Source organism: Psychrobacter sp. TB15, from assembly GCF_000511655.1.
In the GTDB taxonomy this organism is placed as follows: domain Bacteria; phylum Pseudomonadota; class Gammaproteobacteria; order Pseudomonadales; family Moraxellaceae; genus Psychrobacter; species Psychrobacter submarinus.
Genome location: NZ_AYXN01000041.1, coordinates 119,466 through 139,233, shown reverse-complemented (window position 1 = coordinate 139,233; position 19,768 = coordinate 119,466). Strand labels below are relative to the sequence as shown.

General features: G+C 45.8%; 13 protein-coding genes. 8 read left to right on the top strand and 5 right to left on the bottom strand.

The genetic code is table 11. The annotated features are described in order from the left end of the window. Positions 1-46 precede the first annotated feature (46 nt). Positions 47-1,900 (bottom strand): hypothetical protein, encoded by a 1,854-nt coding sequence (locus tag W234_RS0111215; protein ID WP_025646940.1) that lies wholly within the window; start codon positions 1,898-1,900, stop codon positions 47-49. A 51-nt stretch (positions 1,901-1,951) separates the two neighbouring features. Continuing rightward, positions 1,952-3,943, bottom strand: a complete 1,992-nt coding sequence (locus tag W234_RS0111210; protein WP_025646939.1) for a hypothetical protein — start codon at positions 3,941-3,943, stop codon at positions 1,952-1,954. A 478-nt stretch (positions 3,944-4,421) separates the two neighbouring features. Here W234_RS0111210 and W234_RS13995 point away from each other — a divergent pair, with 478 nt between their 5' ends. The 8 genes from W234_RS13995 (at position 4,422) to cysE (ending at position 17,547) form a co-directional block, all read left to right on the top strand. After that, positions 4,422-7,064: an alpha/beta fold hydrolase gene (locus W234_RS13995; protein WP_198013375.1), complete on the top strand. Its 2,643-nt coding sequence runs from the start codon at positions 4,422-4,424 to the stop codon at positions 7,062-7,064. A 6-nt stretch (positions 7,065-7,070) separates the two neighbouring features. Then, complete coding sequence (locus tag W234_RS0111200; protein WP_025646937.1) at positions 7,071-8,261, top strand: patatin-like phospholipase family protein; 1,191 nt, start codon at positions 7,071-7,073, stop codon at positions 8,259-8,261. A 112-nt stretch (positions 8,262-8,373) separates the two neighbouring features. Beyond that, on the top strand, positions 8,374-10,275 hold the full coding sequence (gene ggt / locus W234_RS0111195) for a gamma-glutamyltransferase (protein WP_025646936.1): 1,902 nt from the start codon (positions 8,374-8,376) through the stop codon (positions 10,273-10,275). Between the two features lie 521 nt (positions 10,276-10,796). Continuing rightward, the gene (dnaE, locus tag W234_RS0111190; protein ID WP_025646935.1) at positions 10,797-14,483 is read left to right on the top strand and encodes a DNA polymerase III subunit alpha; all 3,687 of its coding nucleotides are present in this window, start codon (positions 10,797-10,799) and stop codon (positions 14,481-14,483) included. An 83-nt stretch (positions 14,484-14,566) separates the two neighbouring features. Next, the gene (locus tag W234_RS0111185) at positions 14,567-14,965 is read left to right on the top strand and encodes an Hpt domain-containing protein (RefSeq protein ID WP_025646934.1); all 399 of its coding nucleotides are present in this window, start codon (positions 14,567-14,569) and stop codon (positions 14,963-14,965) included. Positions 14,966-14,967: 2 nt separating this feature from the next. Further along, a complete protein-coding gene (locus W234_RS0111180; protein WP_051397507.1) occupies positions 14,968-15,861 on the top strand; it encodes an RNA methyltransferase in 894 nt (297 codons plus the stop codon). Positions 15,862-15,927: 66 nt separating this feature from the next. Further along, the gene (locus W234_RS0111175; protein ID WP_025646932.1) at positions 15,928-16,371 is read left to right on the top strand and encodes a YtoQ family protein; all 444 of its coding nucleotides are present in this window, start codon (positions 15,928-15,930) and stop codon (positions 16,369-16,371) included. A gap of 240 nt (positions 16,372-16,611) precedes the next feature. Then, the gene (gene cysE / locus W234_RS0111170; protein WP_025646931.1) at positions 16,612-17,547 is read left to right on the top strand and encodes a serine O-acetyltransferase; all 936 of its coding nucleotides are present in this window, start codon (positions 16,612-16,614) and stop codon (positions 17,545-17,547) included. Positions 17,548-17,682: 135 nt separating this feature from the next. Here the strand turns inward: cysE and W234_RS0111165 are convergent, their stop codons facing one another. From W234_RS0111165 to rarD, 3 genes are all read right to left on the bottom strand, one after another. Further along, the gene (locus W234_RS0111165) at positions 17,683-18,246 is read right to left on the bottom strand and encodes a 2-amino-4-hydroxy-6-hydroxymethyldihydropteridine diphosphokinase (protein WP_025646930.1); all 564 of its coding nucleotides are present in this window, start codon (positions 18,244-18,246) and stop codon (positions 17,683-17,685) included. A gap of 3 nt (positions 18,247-18,249) precedes the next feature. Further along, on the bottom strand, positions 18,250-18,630 hold the full coding sequence (gene folB / locus W234_RS0111160; RefSeq protein ID WP_025646929.1) for a dihydroneopterin aldolase: 381 nt from the start codon (positions 18,628-18,630) through the stop codon (positions 18,250-18,252). A gap of 66 nt (positions 18,631-18,696) precedes the next feature. Continuing rightward, positions 18,697-19,629 (bottom strand): EamA family transporter RarD, encoded by a 933-nt coding sequence (gene rarD, locus W234_RS0111155; RefSeq protein WP_025646928.1) that lies wholly within the window; start codon positions 19,627-19,629, stop codon positions 18,697-18,699. Between the last annotated feature and the right edge of the window lie 139 nt (positions 19,630-19,768).

Here is a 19,768-nt window from a genome sequence, read left to right as displayed (position 1 = left end):
AATAGCGCCAAGCGGTTATTTTATACTTAGAGTTTAGCCAAAACCACTACTCTGCAATCTCTTCCTCAACAGCTTCTAGGTTCGTCTGTTGATACTGTGCTTGCTCCACGGTTCCACTGTACATGGTCTTGGCCATAGGCAAAGTGCTATAGAGCATTTTTCCAATTGCAGTACCATTGCCTTCTTCATAATACTGCATCAGCTCACGCCCGTACTCTCTAATATCGATACTATTACTAGCATTGGGGATTTGTTTATCCGCTGGCAAGTTTGGGAACGCTATAGCTGAGGAGACAGGCATATATTGCTGCAGAACATCGATTGTCAGCCCTTTATTGACTTTTTGTGAGTCTGCATATTGGCTGCGCTGATGCTGCCATTGTATCTGCCCGCGTGGGCTCAAACCATATAGCGTTTGAATCATTGGCTGCTGGTTTGCAACTTTATTATTCATCGCTTCATTATCAGAACGCGCTGCGCCTTCGAATACGTCATTGACGATACTATCTGCTTGTCGATCAGTGACGTTTTTCATCAAGGATAAAGCTTGCTGCACGAGTACTTTGCTAGTGAGCTTAGTTGCATCAGGGCGAGGAGCGCTTGGCTCATAAGCCTTGGCTTCTTTTATAAGCTCAGGATACTGATTAGTCATCCGCTCATAAAAGATACTGACGTAATCTTTATAAAACTGCTCATAGCTCTCAGCACTTTGTACGCGGCGGATGATTTGCGGCGTTTGCTGCATAGTATTTAGCTGCGGCGTAGGCAGTTTGGGCGATAGAGTCGCTAAAGTCGTCGGCGCAATATAGTCAAACTGACTCTCGGGCGCCGCTTCATAAGTGCGGTCTAAGGCTTCAAAGTGCGCCTTAATCACTGACTTACCGAAGCCTTTGGGCAAGCTACCGTCATCAAGCGCTAAGCGTAGCCATTTGTTTTGCCACTGAGTGCCAAGCTTATCATCGGCAAATTCAGAGGTCAGTAGTGCAAAGTTATCAGCCCATAGATAGATATTACCGGTCTTAAAATCGACATAGATAGGCTGACTAATAGTAGTACGATTATTACGCGCATGATACTGAGCGCTCATCAGCATCGTAAACCTGCCAGCTAGCGGCTGATAAACGCCTTGCGCATTGATGGATAAAGGCTTGAGCAAATACGCGTCAAGCAATTGCGCTTTTTTAATATCGAGTGGCGTTGATTTATCCTCATAGTTATTAAATAGCTGCTGATAATAAGGGCTTACCGCCTGTGAAGTACTTCCATTCTGTTTTTCATTAAGAGGATTGCCCTTTATCATACTGGTTTCAAGGATAGTGGCGCCCTCTTGCCCTTCCGCTTCGATAGCTAACGGTTCACTGACTTCGACTATAGCTTCATTCTCGTCACTGTCATAGTCATCATAGCTATCATAATAGTCATCAGCTCTCTTAGCCTGCCAAGCTTGATAAGCGTCCCTACACGCTAAATATTTGTTTTTAAGTGCGCTGCGCTGTACCTTATACTGCGGTGCGGACAGCTCTAAGTTTTGCGCTTGTGCTTGGGCAATCAAATCTGCATAGGCCTGATCATGGGTCTCTTCACAATATCTGGCGGCAGTCTCTGCGGCGACTAGTTGCGTTTGGTCTACATTGGTAAACTGCTGCTCATTGCTGATCTCAATGTTGCTATGGTAACTAAACGAGCTACGGCGCTGTTTTTTTAGAGCGCTCTCTAAGCTTGTTTTTGCCGCGTTTTGACTGGCGGCAACATTAGTCACACTGCTTGAGTTGGTACTCATAGACTGGCAACCCGTTAGCGCTACACTACCAACCAACAAGGCGCTACTGACTAGCGAGCGCTTAGCCATAATGGTATTTGTAGCTACAGATAACGCTACTGGCTTGATTTGAGTTTTCATTTTTTATCCTTAAAAAGCTTGTTACTAATTTTAAATTAGTTATATCCTTTATTAATCTGCGCTATTAGTAGCGTTATCCATGTCGTTGTCATCGTCAGCACTTTCATAGCCATTTTCGTATGCGTCTTCATAAACATCTTCATAGGCATCTTCATAAGCGTAGTCATAACGTGCGTAGCGAGCCTGCTCTAATCTTTGTTTTTGTTGATGCTGCTCGGCAAGCCAAGCGTTGCCATCAAGTGCGGGCTGCGAGTTTGCGCCAAATGTTTGCGTCAGTAGTGGAGTTAATGGACTACTCTCAAAGCTGCGGCGATCATAGCGTACTTGGTTCAATACAGTCGTGTTTGAGCCTATCAAGTCGCCACCGAAATTGATCCGTTGCTGCTTGCCCAATAAATCATCTGAGCTATCAAGGTAGTAGTAATTCACTTGATTAAAGGAGATAGGGAAGATCGCTTCTACCAGCTGCAATAAGGCACCGACATCAGCGCTTTGATAGCCCTTGTTGTAGAGCTGTATTTTATCTATTGCCTTTTTTAGCATAGCGTTATCTGGGTACTGAGCAGGATTAGCGTCGACATATTGTTGTAGCGACTGGCTCATATATTTGAGCATTTTGCCGATGATCTCGCCTGTTTGCTTGCTACCAAAGTTAACTTTGACTGCTCGCGCGGCGCCCACTTGTTTTGCAAATTCATCTTCTCGAATATCAACGGCGCTGAAGTGTTCGGGCGCCAACTCTGCCATGCTTGCCTGCATAGCATTGATAGCAGCGTCATAGATGACTGCAGTTGGCACTTGAGAAGTGATAGCCTCAGGTAAACCAAAGTCCACCGTATGCGCTGTCATCTGCGTCGGCGTATCCTCAGGATTGGCTAAAGCCACCAGCGGCATGATAAGCGCTGGATCTAAGGTGACTTTACTGGTATTGAAATCTAAAGCTAACGGCAACTGCACCGATGAGCTAATAGTAGGTGCAGCGTAATCGTAGCTGTAGACGATCTTAAACTGGCGCTGTTTTGGTAGATATTGACTAACGCTATTAAAGGTCAAATATTTATACTGATAAGCGTTGGTAGCTGCGACTTGCTCGGGGGTTTTATGCAGCATATCTAAAACCATACTGATAGCGCCAGGAGAGGATTTGACCGGATTGGCTGCAGGGTTGGTTGGTTTAACCTTCTCGCTTTGTTTGGCCGCTTGCAGTGCTTCAAAATCTGCCAACCACTGTTTTGGATTGTTACTGGCTATACGCGCGCGCAAGCTAGTATCGCGGCTGCCATTGTTATAACCCTCTGCGGTTTCACCGTAGTAATCATAGCCTTCTTTGTCATAGCCCTCCTCATCAAACCCGTCATAATCGTAGCCGCTGCGATCATAACCGTATTCGTCATAACCATCGATATCGTAGCCATCGCTATCATACTCATAACCATCCACTTCATAAGCGACTTCAAAGTCAGCCGCTGCGCTCACTGCATCTGCAGCGGTTTCGTTATGGCTTTCATAGTCGTTATAGTTATTATAGTCATCATAGTCATCATAGTCATAATCGCTATGATTTCCGTAATCATCATTCTCTTGCGCTTCGCGATGGCCGTAGACTTCAAGAATCGTTCTGAGTAACCCTGTCGAGCCAGCATCGATACTATCGGCATCGATAAAAGGCACGGCATTATAGTTAGCCTGTGCCACCGCGACATGACCAGTCGCTAAATGTTGACGAATAGCACTTATTAAATGCCGTTTGGCTTGGCTATCACTATTAGGGAAGCGGGTTTGATCGAAGAGCCGCTCATAACGCTCGTCGTGCGCTTGTAGGCTTTGATTAAAAGCTTCACTTTGTGCTTGCATAACCGCAGGGTCGACAACGCTAAAATCGATGAGCGCAGCGGAGCTGTGATTAGAGCTATCTAACGACTTATTAGACTGACAACCGCTCATAACCGCAGCGCTACTCGCTAATAGTAACGTATAACTGGCGCGCGATAGCCATTTGCGTTTGGTACGCTGCAGATGCGCCATCGGCATAGAAATTGGCATCAACTTTAGCATTGAAAGTGAATATGGTGATTTCTTGTGATGAATAACTGACATAAAAATCCCTTTTTTTGTTTTAAGTTATCTAGTGCTATACAGGGTTGCTACCATTTGCTTCGGTTAATTTAGCTCCATTGTAGTTGCTTGATACAAGAAACGTTACGATTGAGCAACATATCAACAAGTTTAAGGGATATTACGAAAAAAAGGAGATATTTATTCAAAAAAACATTAGGGACACGCCCTAATTCTGTTCATACAAAAATTGGCTAAATCATCCCTAGAACTAATGTTTGATTTTATTTATCTTAACGCTTTATAGTTGTGGTAGGATTTGTTAGTACTTTTACATCTGCGCTTATTGGTCAGTTGTCATTTTATCACTCGTATCTGAACCTTATTGACTATGTCTATATATCAGCTAAAGACTCAATTTCAAAATCAGTTGCGGCCTATCAGTGATGCCTTGGTAAGTTTTGGCGTGAGTGCCAATCAAGTCACTGTTAGCGCTATTGTGCTTAGTGCTGGTAGCGCTTATGTTATAGCCAATATAGCGCCGCAAGCGAATAATAACACCCTAACGAACAACCCTACTGAGCGAAATGCGCGTATCTGGCTCATATTACCTGTAGCGCTCTTTGTGCGTATGGCATTAAACGCCATCGATGGCATGATGGCAAAGGAGCACCAGCAAGCCTCAAATCTAGGAGCGGTGCTCAATGAAGGTGGTGATATAGTCTCAGACTATTTATTAATAGCGAGTTTGTCCCCGCATATACCTACCACTACTGGCAACAAGCTATATTTTAGTCCTAAGGCTTTACAGCTTCCACAGGATCTGTCTTCCGCCAAACTCTCCAATCACACTCATCTAAAGCTCATTAATAGCTTAAGTATGCTAACGGAAGTGGTGGCCATTAGCGCCAGTCTAACCACTGGTGAACGCGCCAATCATGGGCCATTGGGTAAAAGCGATCGAGCCTTTGAGTTAGGCGCTATTGGGTTTTTTATGGCCTTTGCTCAGCCTTGCGTTAATTGTATGGCTCATCGTCAGCCTCGTATTGGTTATATAAAGCCTTTATTTTTGCTCAATCAGCTATTACTCATCAAGACCTCGCTTAATCGCCTCGCTTTTATCGCAAAGTTTTACTTCAACCACTATCATCCGCCGCCAATAGCCAAGTCTGTCGAGGCCTCTTCCACCATTCGCTCACAAGGACGCGCTAATATGCCAACCGAACCTACTAATAAAGCTGAAAAAAACTCTGTCAAAGCATCAGCCAATACCGCTAATATATCAGCTCGTATTATCACTGAGCACAGCTGCTTTAATGCTTACGATGGTACGGCGCTCTATTATCGCTATTGGTTAACCATGCCATTAGCGCAATTGGCTAATCTATCTAAGCAACAGCCCGAGCAAAAGCAAGTCATCCTCTTGCACCGAGGTCATGAGCATTCGGGACGTTTAACAGAGTTAGCAGAGCGCTTTGTCCAAGCCGGTTATCAAGTGTTTGCTTGGGATGCACGCGGTAATGGGCGCTCAGGCGGTATCAAAGACCACGCCGATAGCGTTACAGAGCTTGAGCGCGACCTCAATGACTTTGTGACCTTAGTCACTCAGCAAACAGGTATTGGCTTAGAGGATACTGTGATCGTGGCCAGTAGTATAGGAGCGGTATTAACTGCCGCTTGGGTACACGATTATGCGCCAAATATTCGCGGTATGATCCTTGGCACGCCGGCGCTCAGCATCCGTCTATATATTCCCTTTGCGATTCCGGCTCTTAAAGTCGCGCGTAAATTTGGTTTGATGTCCAGAGTATCGAGCTATGTCAAAGCGCAAGTCCTGACCCATGATAAAGACGCGCAAGCCGCTTATAATGCAGACCCACTGATTTCAGGATCAATATCAAGTGACTTGCTTATTGACACTCATGCAACTGGTCAACGTCTGCTTGATGATGCTGGCGCTATTACCGCGCCAACTTTTATACTATGCGCGGGCAAAGACTATGTGGTCGACAAGCAAGCTGAACGTCAGTTTTATGAGCAATTAAGCTCGCCTAATAAGCGCTGGCAGCTATACCCAGATAGCTTTCATGCGATATTTCATGAGACTAATAAGGCTGACATCTTCGCTGATTGTATCGACTTTGCCGATAGCTTATTCGCGAACAGCACTGATAAAATGGATCTAACCGGCGCTCACCTCAATAGCGCCAGTAAAGATAAAGTCGATCGCCTTGCCCTTAAACCCTTTAACCCAAGCTTTGCTATGACCCGCTTTGCTATGCAAAAATTTGGCCATGTCAGCGATGCTATCGCTACCGGCCTAGAGCATGGTTTTGACTCTGGCAGCTCGCTTGACAAAGTCTATGCCAACGCGCCAAAAGGTAGCAATGCTTTTGGTAAAGCGGTCGATAAGTTTTATCTGAGCAATATCGGTTGGCAAGGGATTCGGATACGCCGTCAGCATTTGTTAGAGCTTGGGCGAAAGGCACTGGATCAGCGTATGCAAATCCTGACTACAAACAGCGAAACCGAAAATAATGAGTCAACGTTAAGTATTCTCGATATTGCTAGTGGTAATGGCTATTACGTTTTTGATTTATTAGCAGAGTATGAGCAACTACAAGCTGAGATGCGCGATTATGACGCGCACAATGTGCAAGTGATCACAAATAAGGCAGTCAAATTAGGCTTAGATAATCGGGTCAATGCGGTGCAAAAAGACGCTTTTGACGATGCCAGCTATAAAGATAATCAAGGCAATAATTTACCAAATGTCAAAAATAGTGCCGCAAACGCCTTCGATGTAGCAATCGCTTCAGGGGTGTTTGAATTATTCTCCGACAATACCTTGGTCAGTACTGCGCTCGCAGGTATAAATGACAGCTTAGCGCCTAACGGTTATTTGCTTTATACCAATCAGCCATGGCATCCTGAGCAAGAGTTTATTAGCAAAACCTTAAACAATCATCGCGGCAGTAGCTGGGTGATGCGCTGCCGCTCGCAAGCAGAGATGGATCAACTTGTCACGCAGGCAGGGTTTAAAAAGATTGATATGCGCATCGATCGCTTTGGTATTTTTACCGTATCTTTGGCGATAAAAGTGGACTAGTCTCCAATGAATAACGATAGCTTACTTGAGTCCAAACCTTATCAACGCGTGCAGCTATTCTCGGGTGGTGGCTACCGTTTTGGCTACTATTTAGGCAGTTACGCTGCTTTGTGTGAGTACGGCCTAAAGCCTGATTTGATACTAGCCACTTGCGGCGGGAGTCTAGCCAGCCTTTTAGTCAATATCGCCCCAGACCCAAAAGATCTAAAACTATTAATTGAGAGTAAGGCGCTCTATAACGTCGTAAAAGCCAGTCGGCATCGGCAAGATTTTACGCTAAGCGCAAAACAACGAAAACCTAGCTATTTTTATCAAGGGCTAAAACGCTTAGGACTATCAACAAGCGCTTCTAGGACTTTAAAATTACATCAGCGCGAAACTTATGACGAGCTGTTGGCAGAATTACATAATTTTGCCATGTTTGAGATTGCCGACGAGACGACTTGGCTAGATGAATTGATCCAGCTACAACCAAGCCTTGACATGAATGCTTCTCCTGATACTGCGATTATTGCTAGCCGTCTTGTGCCCACAGAGGACTCGCTAAAACAAACACCTCAAGCAAAAAACCTGCAGCTGGCGGCCAAATTACAAGAAGTGTTATTCACCCCAGCTCACCTGCGCGCTTGTATCGATAAGCAAACTTTAGCTTGCCCTACTCATCGCTATGCGCCATTAAGGATTAAAAAACAGATTCATCTCGTTACGGATTGTGATATTGCGCAAGCGGTCAGAGCATCGATGGCAGATATGTACTATCTGCAGCCGACGTTTATCGAAGGGCTGGGTTGGAGCTTAGGCGGCGTTATAGATTTGACACCTATCGAGTTGGCAGCTCAGTTTGGCAATAGCGTATTTGCTGAAACCAAAGCGGGCTATGATAAAGTACTGGCGGCACCTGCGATTCAGCGTATTTTTGGCTTTGATCCTAATGAAAGATTAGCTGAGGTTTTGTCCTTTAAGACTGATAAGAATAGTACTAACGATATTAAGCAAAATAATATTCATTGGTTGCCCTTCGCTGATAATGGCAAAGCCCTAGCCGGTCAACATGTACGTAAACGACTGAACATACGACAGGGACGAATTGATCTCATTCATGCTGATTACGACGACTTTGTCCAGCAAATGCAAGCGCAGTGGCACTATGGCTATCAGCGTACGCTTAAATATTTACAGAGAACTAATTTGGCTTAGTTATTTTTATCTCCTATAGAGCGCGTCCTCATTTTGAGAGGATATAAACTCTATCGTTAACTAAAATACCTGCTCGCTAGTCTCTACTCTAACTCGTTAAAAGGACGTTACGATGCTACCTTCAAAAATCAATTTTAACAGGGCTACTTTACTTCTAAGTAGTACCCTCTTGCTAGCAATATCTGCTCACGGCGCGGAAAACCGCCCAGTAGTGACGAATAACACCTCTATCAATACTAGCGCTATCAACTTAGCGGCTATGACTGAGAACCCAACCCTCATCTCTGAAACTCAGCGCGTAACTGCAGCTAAGTCAAATGCGGCACCCAACGCTTTGTCCTCTCCTGCTACCGCTAAAGCCGAACAAGCTATCTATTCAGGCGCGGCTATTCAGCATCCGTTATGGGCCAAAAACGGCATGGTCGCAAGCCAAGAAGCACTGGCCTCAGATATAGGGCTACAAATTCTAAAAGACGGCGGCAATGCTGTTGATGCAGCGGTCGCGGTAGGTTTTGCTTTGGCCGTGACCCTGCCGCGAGCCGGTAATATTGGCGGCGGCGGTTTTATGATGATTTATGATGCCAAGCAAGATAAGACCATTGCCCTTGATTATCGCGAAAAAGCGCCTAGTCGTGCGACGCGCGATATGTATTTGGATGCTAATGGCGAAGCGATCAGTGATTTGTCGCGTTATCACGGCTTAGCGGTTGGCGTGCCGGGTACCGTTGCCGGACTACTTAAAGCGCTTGAGGATCACGGCACTATGACGCGCCAGCAAGTGATGGCACCTGCTATAGCGCTGGCAGCTGATGGTATTGATGTCACCGCAGGCTTGTCTGAATCTTTGGAGGCTTTAAAAGAGCGGCTACAAAAGTGGCCAAGTACCAAAAAGATATTCTTCAAACCTGATGGCAGTACCTATCAACCTGGTGAGCGTTTGCGTCAGCCAGAGCTTGCGCGCTCGCTACAGCTTATCGCTGATCAAGGCGCAGATGGTTTTTATAAGGGAGATACTGCAAGCAAAATCGTGAAAGCGGTCAACGCGGCTGGCGGCGCTATGAGCTTGCAGGACTTAGCAGATTATGAGGCCATTGCCCGCGAGCCTGTGACCGGCAACTACCGCGGCTATGAGATTGTTTCTATGCCGCCGCCGTCCTCTGGTGGCATTCATATCGTGCAAATCCTAAATATCTTAGAAGGCTATCCGCTAGGGGACTATGGGCAAAATAGCGCGCAAACGATACATTTAATGAGCGAGGCGATGCAACTGGCGTATGCTGACCGTGCAGAGTATTTAGGCGATTCTGACTTTGTCGATGTGCCGACTAGCGGACTGACCGCCCGTCCTTACGCTAATAAACTACGCAGCCTAATCGATCCTAATAAGGCCACGCCAGCGGCTAGTATCAAAGCCAATAACCCACTGCCCTATGAGAGCGATCAAACCACGCATTTTTCTATCGTTGATCAAGCCGGTAACGCAGTAGCCAATACCTATACGCTCAATTTCTCTTATGGCACCGGCCTTGTCGCCGAAGGTACAGGCATACTGCTCAACAATGAGATGGACGACTTCTCTGCTAAGCCTGGCACCCCAAACGCCTATGGACTTATCGGCGGCGCGGCAAACGCCGTTGAAGCGGGCAAACGTCCTTTATCTTCTATGAGCCCGACCTTAGTATTTAAAGACAGTAAGCCCTATATCGTCACTGGCAGTCCCGGTGGTAGCCGCATCATCACTACCGTTACCCAAATCATCTCTAACGTTATCGACCACGATATGAATATCGCTGAGGCCACGCACGCGCCGCGTATCCATGATCAGTGGCTGCCTGATGAGATTCGTGTTGAGAAAGCTCTCAATATCGATACGGTAAAAAAACTAGAATCTATGGGGCATAAAGTCAGCCCCAAAGACACTATGGGCTCGACTCAGTCTATTATGCTGACACCTACTGGGATTTATGGTGCTTCTGATCCGCGTATTGTCGATGCAGCGGTGGTTGGCTATTAGTGGTATCAAGCTATGAATGCGCCCTATAAAATAAACGTAACGAGCCCTCTTTACTATGCAGGTATAGAATGCAGGTATAGAAGGCTTTTGTCGTCGCTAATAAGTATAGAACACTCATACGTTTAGATGCGCTACTGGTATGCACTTTACTTATTTTCTATTTGCTTGCTGCTTGCTTCCTGCCTGTCTTTGATGCTGCGCAAGCTTTATTGAAAATTAAACCTCTCAGTCGTACGTTATCGTTTATAGTGTATTCACGATATGTTATCCATTTATCTTCTGAACTTCTTACGCCATCAATAGCGTTTGAAAATGTAGCTGTCAGTATCAAAAAATGCTATCATTAACGGCTGACACAAAAGCTGTCGCTATTGTATTAATAGCGCTTGTTGCGAGGTAAATTCCTGATAAGAAGCGCTATTTTTGATAAGAAACTCATTACGACGTGATGAACACAATAGCAAAATAGCACCTTTATCTGATCTCCAACTCGCTTTTCTCCTGGCTTTTAAGAGTACCCTATGGCATTTGTACACCTTGGCATTCATAGCGAATATTCTATTACTGACTCTATCGTGCGTATCAAGCCACTTATTAAGGCGGCGACGGCAGATAATCAGCAAGCACTAGCACTGACTGATTTATCCAACCTTTATGCGACAGTGAAGTTTTATCGCGGCTGTTTGAACGCTGGTATCAAGCCTATCATCGGCAGCGAAGTCATTATGGACGATGAAGACACGAGACTGACGTTACTGGCTATGGATAATGAGGGCTATCAAAACATCACTCGTATCGTCTCGCTGGGCTTCACCGAGGGCCGCGCTGATCCTGCCAATCATGGCACCCCTATCGTCAAGCGTAGTGACATCCTTGCTCATGCCGCCGGCGTTATTGTCTTATTTACTGAAAAATCTGATGTCGGACAGGCGCTTATTGGCTCTATGCCAGAGCGCGCAGATGAGCTCCTTGTTGAATGGCAGGCCAAATTTGCCGATCGCTTATACTTTGCAATAAAACGTACCAATCGCAGCGGTGAAGACGCGTTTATTCAAGCGGCTATTCATGCTGGCGCTAAGCATCGTATAGCACTAGTGGCTCACAATGACGTGCGGTTTTTGGAGCAAGAGGACTTCGATGCTCACGAAGCCCGCGTCTGTATCGCAGGCTCGTACGTACTGGCTGACCCTAACCGTCCGCGCTTGTATTCAGATGAGCAGTATCTAAAAACCCAAGACCAAATGGCGCAACTGTTTGCCGATATTCCGCAGGTGGTCGACAATACCATCCGCCTAGCCACCCGCTGTAATGTGACACTAACGCTAGGCATCAACGTGTTGCCTGACTTTCCTGTACCAGAGGGCGAGACCATAGAGTCGTTTTTTCGAGCCGAATCGCAGCGCGGTCTTGAGCATCGACTGGACAAGCTGTTTCCTGTGGCTGAGCGCGACGAGAGCTGGAGCGACTTTCGTAAGCAGTATGATGAGCGTTTAGAGTATGAGCTCGATATTATTTTGTCTATGGGGTTCCCCGGTTACTTCTTAATCGTTATGGACTTTATCCGCTGGGCAAAAGCCAACGGCGTGCCTGTCGGTCCGGGGCGTGGCTCTGGCGCTGGCTCCTTAGTGGCCTATGCACTGAACATTACTGACCTTGATCCCATCCATTATGACTTGCTCTTTGAGCGTTTTTTGAACCCCGAACGGGTATCGATGCCCGATTTCGATATTGACTTTTGTATCGAAGGTCGCGACCGCGTCATTGATTACGTGGCGCAAACTTATGGTCGTGAGGCAGTCTCGCAAATCATCACCTTCGGTACTATGGCGGCTAAAGCGGTGGTGCGTGACGTGGCACGAGTACAAAGTAAGTCGTACTTTTTGGCCAATAAAATGTCCAAGCTCATTCCTAAGACGCCTGGCATCACTCTCAGCCAAGCGCTAGAGCAAGAGCCGCAGCTCAAAGACTTAATCTCCAATCCAGACAATATGGACTATGAAGATGCCATCGAGATTTGGGAGATGGCGGTCAAATTAGAGGGCGTGTGCCGTAACGTCGGTAAGCATGCCGGCGGCGTACTGATCGCGCCGCATAGGATCACTGATTTTAGCGCTATTTATTGTGATGACGAAGGTCACCGTGTTAGTCAGTTTGACAAAGACGATGTCGAAGATGTCGGACTAGTGAAGTTTGACTTTTTGGGACTACGTAACTTAACTGTCATCGATGCGGCAGTGAAAAACATCAATGAGCGCCGCGCTCGTGAAGGTAAAGAGGCTTTAGTATTAGAAGATTTGCCACTAGATGACAGCAAAGCCTATAAACTACTTCAAGATGCCAAAACCACCGCCGTGTTTCAGTTAGAGAGCATGGGTATGAAAAAGTACCTAGCCAAGCTGCAACCGACGAACATCGAAGACGTCATCGCCATGTGCGCCCTCTACCGCCCCGGCCCTCTCGATGCCGGCATGGTAGAGATGTACATTGACCGTAAGCATGGCCGCGAAGAAGTCATCTACGATCATCCCAATCTTGAACCGATACTGCAAAACACCAACGGCGTTATTGTCTATCAAGAGCAAGTCATGCAGATCTCGCAGGTAATGGCCGGCTACAGTCTCGGCGGCGCGGATATGCTGCGCCGAGCTATGGGTAAAAAGAAACCCGAAGAGATGGCCAAACAGCGCGATATCTTTGTCACTGGTGCCACCGATCAAGGTATCGATGAGGTCACCTCAGGCGGTGTATTTGATTTGATGGAGAAGTTCGCCGGTTATGGTTTTAACCGCTCGCATTCTGCTGCTTATGGGGTGCTCGCTTATCAGACCGCTTATCTTAAGCAGTACTACCCTGCCGAATTTATGGCTGCGGTACTGACATCCGATATGAACAACACCGACAACGTGGTGTTCTTTATCAATGACTGCCGTGAAAACTTTGGATTGACTGTAGACAATCCATCGGTAAACCGCAGTGAATGGCACTTTGTCGCTGATACCCCGACCAATATTATCTACGGCCTAGGCGCAATCAAAGGCGTCGGAGAAGGCGCGGTTGAATCTATTGTCGAAGCGCGTCGCCTTGATGGACCTTTTACCGACTTATACGACTTTTGTCGCCGTGTCGATATTAAAAAGGTCAATAAACGCACACTTGAAGCTTTGGTCAGTGCCGGCTGCTTTGATGACTTTGCTGCTACGCTACGGCCTGACTTGCCAAGCGATGCCGCTTATGAGATACGCGGGGCATTGATGAGTCAATTGCCAAGCGCGGTGCAAGCCGCTGAGCAAGACCGCAAAAATGGTGAGCTTGGCATGATGGATCTGTTCGGTGAGATGGACAGCGTGGTTGCTGCGCCGCCGCTGAAAATGACGCCCGAGCTAATTTGGGGCGATAAGCACCGCCTAAAAGCTGAGAAGAATACTTTAGGCCTGTATCTCACCGGTCACCCGATTAATGAGTATTTAGATGAGCTCAAACGCTATACTTCAGGGACGCGGCTCAACAAACTCACTGACACCGGCTATAACGGTAGCTGTCATTTCGCGGGTCTGATTATCGACATGGCAAACTTTGGTAATCGCCATGTCATTACCTTAGATGATGGCACCTCACGGCTTGAGGTCAGCTGCTATGCTGAGCGTTTTAATCGCGTCAAAGAGCAGTTAAAAGTCGATGAGGTGGTCATCATTAAAGGCAGTATCCGTGAGCGTGATGGACGCCTATTTGCTCGCCTTGATAATGCGTTGACGATGGTCGATGCGCGTCTACGCTGGCTTAAAAAGATCAGTATCAAAGTGCACCATGAAGATCTTAATCTGCTTGCTCGCTTGCAGCCTTTATTAAAATCAGCACAAGCTGACATCATTCCAGCGCCAAGACTATCCCACTATGGCGAGGATGATGAGCTAGAGGGCGGCGCTCAAGACTATTACGATAGCGCTATGGGTGCAAGCTTATATGACGAGGACGGCAATGACCTTATGGCCTTAGATACAAATGCTGCTAATACTGCTGAAGATAACTTTACTTCTAATGATGGCGTCATAAATGACAACTGTACGCCGCTTGGCCTCAGCGTCTACGCCGATTATGGCATCGCCAATGTCGGCTTATCAGAGCATTGGCGCGTCTATCCTAATGATGATAATCTACAACAGTTGAAAACAATGATCAGTGATGACAACCTACATTTTCATTACAACTAAAACCTGTACCACTGATGGCAGTATAAGTCGTTAGTAAACTTAACTTAGTTCACTTTTTCTTACCCTTATTGGACCTTTTTATCATGACGGATGCTGAGTACAAAAACATTAACACGATTGGCGATAGCTACCACGATAGCGCTCACGCCATCATTGATGATGCCCAGTTCGAAGAGATGCGCGACTTACTAGAAGAAGACTTTGCCGATTTAGTACAGACCTTTGTCAACGACAGTAAACAGCGAATTGTACTGATGCAAGCGGCGCAAACCAATAACGATAATGCCAATGGCTTTGAATTTGCTCACGCCTTAAAGGGGGCTAGTGCTACTTTAGGCGCTACGCAATTAGTAGCGCTCAGCGAGCAGCTAGAGAGTGCTTGTCGTAGGCAGCAGATAAGCCACCAAAGTGAGCTAATTAAGCGCTTGTCAGCTGCACTTTTGGACGTCGAACAAGAGATCAACCAACGTTTAGGGCTATAGATATGACATCTACCTCTTCTGCACCCAGCGCCCTGAAAGTTAGCGATTATTTATCCTGCCTGCAAGTTGTGATGGTCAATACCACCCTACCTGCCAATATCGGTTCAGCAGCGCGAGCTATGCATACTATGGGTTTGTCTCATCTGACGGTCGTCGACCCTAAGCTGCCGATAGATGAAACTAGTGTCTCGCACGCAGCGGGTGGTAGTGAGATATTAGCAGCTGCTAAAATCGCACCGACTCTAGAAGAAGCAATTGGTGATTGTCAGCTAGTGTTCGCCGCCAGTAGTCGTAGTCGTCATCTGCCGCGCCCCGTGGTGACTCCGACGCAGGCGGCTAAGATTATGTTGGACTTTATAGATATGCAGGCTGATATTAGCGATCAGTCCGAACTCTCAGCAGCGATCCGCCCTAAGATTGCTATCCTTTTTGGCCGTGAAGATCGAGGCCTCACCAATGACGAGCTGGCCTTTGCCGACTATCATATCCAAATCGACGCCAACCCTGACTACCCGGTGCTCAATGTCGCCTCTGCCGTGCAAGTCATCGCAAGCTTTATTTTCGCGTATGCGCAAACTCATAAAGCGGGTGCGAATCCTGAGCTCATTGATGAGAGCAAAACAACCACTAGTAGTCATGACGAGGACCAAACTGCTTCACCCCTAGTCAACACTTATATCCGTCAGCAATGGGATGAGCCCGCTATTACTCAGCAACAACTGCAAAATCTCACGCAGCGCAGCACTGAGCTGATGGTAGCGCTCAATCTTGCTAATAGCGAGCACCTAAGATCCCTGCCAGCACGCTTATCGCGCCTAGGCTCACGTCTTCAGCTTGATCAAAAGGAATATCAGCTGCTAAGTGCTTTAATAGCTAAACTATCCAAGGATCGCTAAACTCATAAACACCTAACGCTGTTATATCTTAAAGCGCTATGCACTAAAAACTAAAAGGAGTTCATTATGAATTGGACAGTATACTTATCAGGCGAGATCCACACAGACTGGCGCGAGCAAATCATGCAAGGCGCAAAAAATCATGGCCTTAATATTAAGTTCACCTCAGCTGTGACTGACCACGACGCTAGCGATGCTGCGGGTGATCTATTGGGTGAGAACGACAAACAGTTTTGGCGCGATCATCAGTCATCTAAGGTCAACTCCATCCGCACTAAGACCTTAATCCAGAACTGTGATATTGCCATTATTCGTTTTGGTGATAAATACAAGCAGTGGAACGCAGCCTTTGATGCCGGCTTCTGCGCCGCCTTAGATAAGCCCTACATCACTCTACATAATGACGATATTATTCATCCGTTAAAAGAAGTCGACGCGGCCGCTATGGCATGGGCGCAAACCCCTGAACAAATCGTCGAGATTCTTAAATATATTACTAGTAATACTTAAGCAGTCGCCATTTAAAATAAAACTAAGCAGAATGTTACGATGAGCTGTATGGCTAGGTTGTGCGCCTGTCAGCATAACGACACTATACATTCTGCTTTTAGTAAATAAATCTACATTATCTATGAATCTGTTATTATTTATGGCTTATAGCTATATTTTGTCAAGCAAAGCTGCTATAACTAAAATGATAAACAAGCAGTTTCATTAAGTATGTCATCAAAGAATATGATAGGACGCGTTATGCCATCGCCATCTACCCTACTTAAATCGCTCAAGACGTTCAAAAAAGATCTTAAAGAAGACATTGATGCGGTCTTTAAGCGTGACCCTGCCGCCCGCAATAGCTTAGAAGTTATTCTGACTTATCCCGGTATTCATGCCTTGATACTACACCGCGGTGCCCACTACTTATGGAATCATGAGCAAAAGCTCGCTGCGCGCGTGATCTCTTACGGCTCACGTATCGTGACCGGTATTGAGATACATCCTGCCGCGCGGATTGGGAAACGTTTTTTTATCGATCATGGCGTCGGCGTGGTGATTGGCGAGACCGCTGAGATTGGCGATGACGTCACCTTATATCACGGTGTCACTTTAGGCGGCGTCTCACAAAATAATGGTAAACGTCATCCTACGCTAGAAGATGGCGTCACCGTTGGTGCGGGCGCAAAAGTTTTAGGCCCATTCGCGGTCGGCAAAAATGCCAAAATTGGTTCGAATGCGGTAGTGGTCAAGCCGGTACCTGCTAACGCCACTATGGTCGGTAGTGCCGCGCGTATGATCTCTGAGTACCACGATGAAAAAGGCAACCCTATCGTTGCAAAAATCAATGACTCTAAGCAACAAGAAAAAGCGGCCAAAGGCACTATCACTGATAAGGATGAGCCTAAGAAAACCGAACAAGCCGGAGACGATAAGCCTTCTACAACATCAGCACGTGATACAACTTTCCAAGCTTATGGTATCGATCCTTATTCACAAGACCCTGTTGCTGAAGCTTTTGCCAAAATGCTTGAGCATATTCAGCAGTCTGAAACGCGCTTAGACCAGATGCAGCAAGCTATGTGCAAGCTCGATCCTGAGTTTTGTCAAAAACAGTACGATAAGCTGTGTTTAGAAGATATCGATGTCATTGGCCAAAGTGATCTGGATCAAGCGGATACAACTGAAAAATAGTCATCGATATAATTAGCAAAGTGAGGCGTGATGTCTAAACCACTTCTCACTTTTATTCACTCTTGAAATAATATTGCATTTTATATCGTGCATAAAGAATGACTCCTTTATAGAACACTACCTGTATTTAAACCTTTAAAATGATGAATTCGGTTGTGTTAAAAACTCTAGCTCTTTTTTGAGCGCTTTTATCCCAGTCATCTCATGGTCTGCAAAAGGAAAGCGCTCCGCTATAATAATCCATTTATCCTTACTACTGCTTAGGCTATTTTGTTGATCTTCTAGCTTAACCATCAAAATATCGATATCCATACTCACTTTGGTAACTGCTACTTGCTGACCGGAGCCTTGTGACTTCTGTGCACGCGCCCTACCACACTCGTCTTCTAAGTTTTTACAAAACGTCTGTAGCTGCCCTAAAGTCATATCTTTGTTCAAAGCTAAATAAACGCCTTGATTGATATAATCAGGTTTTGGCTGCTCTTTGCTAGCGGTAATATCAGGATTTTTAATGGCGCAAGATAGCTCAATTTCGCCAAGCTTAGCTAGAGTTGACCGGACATTCGCCAAGTGATGATTCGCTTGATAGTTACTGCCTAAAGCTAACCATACTGCACTCACTGGCAGTGCTTGCAGTTTACCAAAACTAATCTTTGGTAAATGCTCTAGCGGCAAACCCACTAAATTATTATTGCTCATTGTTTACATGTTGCCATTTTTTGCAAAACGCGTGATTTGTACCCCTACTGCGTTTGCTTCTTTAATAGCTGTCGGCTTAGCGACGCTTAGGGTCAGTTTTTGGCAGTTATATTTGGCTAATAGTTTCTCGGCAAGTTGTTCGGCTAGATGTTCAAGCAGTTTGGCTTTGAGCTCTTTGCACCACTCTGCCACATCATCACAGACGTCTTTATAGCTCAAAGCATCTTTGACGTCATCTGATAGCGCCGCCTTGCTGATATCGGTTTCAAGCGTAATATCTATCATGATTGGCTGTGTGATTGCGCGCTCCCAGTCGAAGACGCCAATGACTGCCTCAACGCTCAAGCCTTTGACAAATACGACATCTGCTTCGTTAGGTAACATGTGCTTATCCTTAAAGTTCTCTGCTAATAGTCATATGAATGCATTAAGATTATAAATTTTATAGGGTTAGTGTTTGGCTTTTAGCATTTTACTTGGACGATGTCGCCATAAATCGATGCTAAACAATAATAAGCCGAACCATATCAAGCCAAATACGGCTAAGCGATGCAGATCAAACGGTTCTTTATAGTAAAACACCGCTAAGAAAAAGATAAAGGTCGGCGTCAAGTAATTCATAAAGCTTAGAATACTATAAGCGACGAGCTTAGTGGACTTATTAAACAGCAGTAAGGGTATCAAGGTAATCGGCCCTGCCAGCATCAATAGCCAGATATTGGAGGTGAACCAAAAGCTGATCTGACTACTGACGACATCCGCCTGCCAAAACCACCATACGCATATCGGTACGAGCATCGCGGTTTCGATAAACATTGCATCAACGGCAGTTAGCGGGGTTTGCCGCTGAATAGTGCCATAAGTGCTAAAACTAAAAGCCAATATCAATGATATCCAAGGCAGGCTCCCTAGCATAACGACTTGAATGAGCACCGACACCAAAGCAAAGCCAATCGCTACCCACTGCAACGGCCGCATACGCTCTTTAAATAAGATCATCGATAGCGCTACGCCGACCAAAGGCCCGATGAAATACCCTAAACTGGCTTCTAGTATCTGATCGTGATTCACCGCCCAGACGTAAGTGAGCCAATTAGTTGCGATAATCAAACCAGATAAAAAAGTTAGCGCTAACCATTTTGGGTTTTTTTTAAGGGTGTTAATCCATTGCCAACGTTTGGTTACGACTAAAACCACTAATAAGCATAAAAATGTCCAAATAATACGATGGCCGATGATCTCGGTCGCGTCATATGCGCTTAGTTGCTTAAAATACAGCGGAAACGTGCCCCAAATGGAGAACGCTATCAGCGCCGTAATAATGCCGCGTCTTGTGGTTTGCACTACGGCTACTGGTTTTTTTAGCACATTTTGGGTAGTCATACATCAGACAACTTATTTAGGCAAAGCGCATTTTATGCTCTTTTATATCTCCTGCATTTGCTTACAGGCAGGTAAGTAAAAGGAGAAAGATGCGTTTGTGAGATAAAGAGTTTTATTATTTGGACTTTGTTATTTTGGT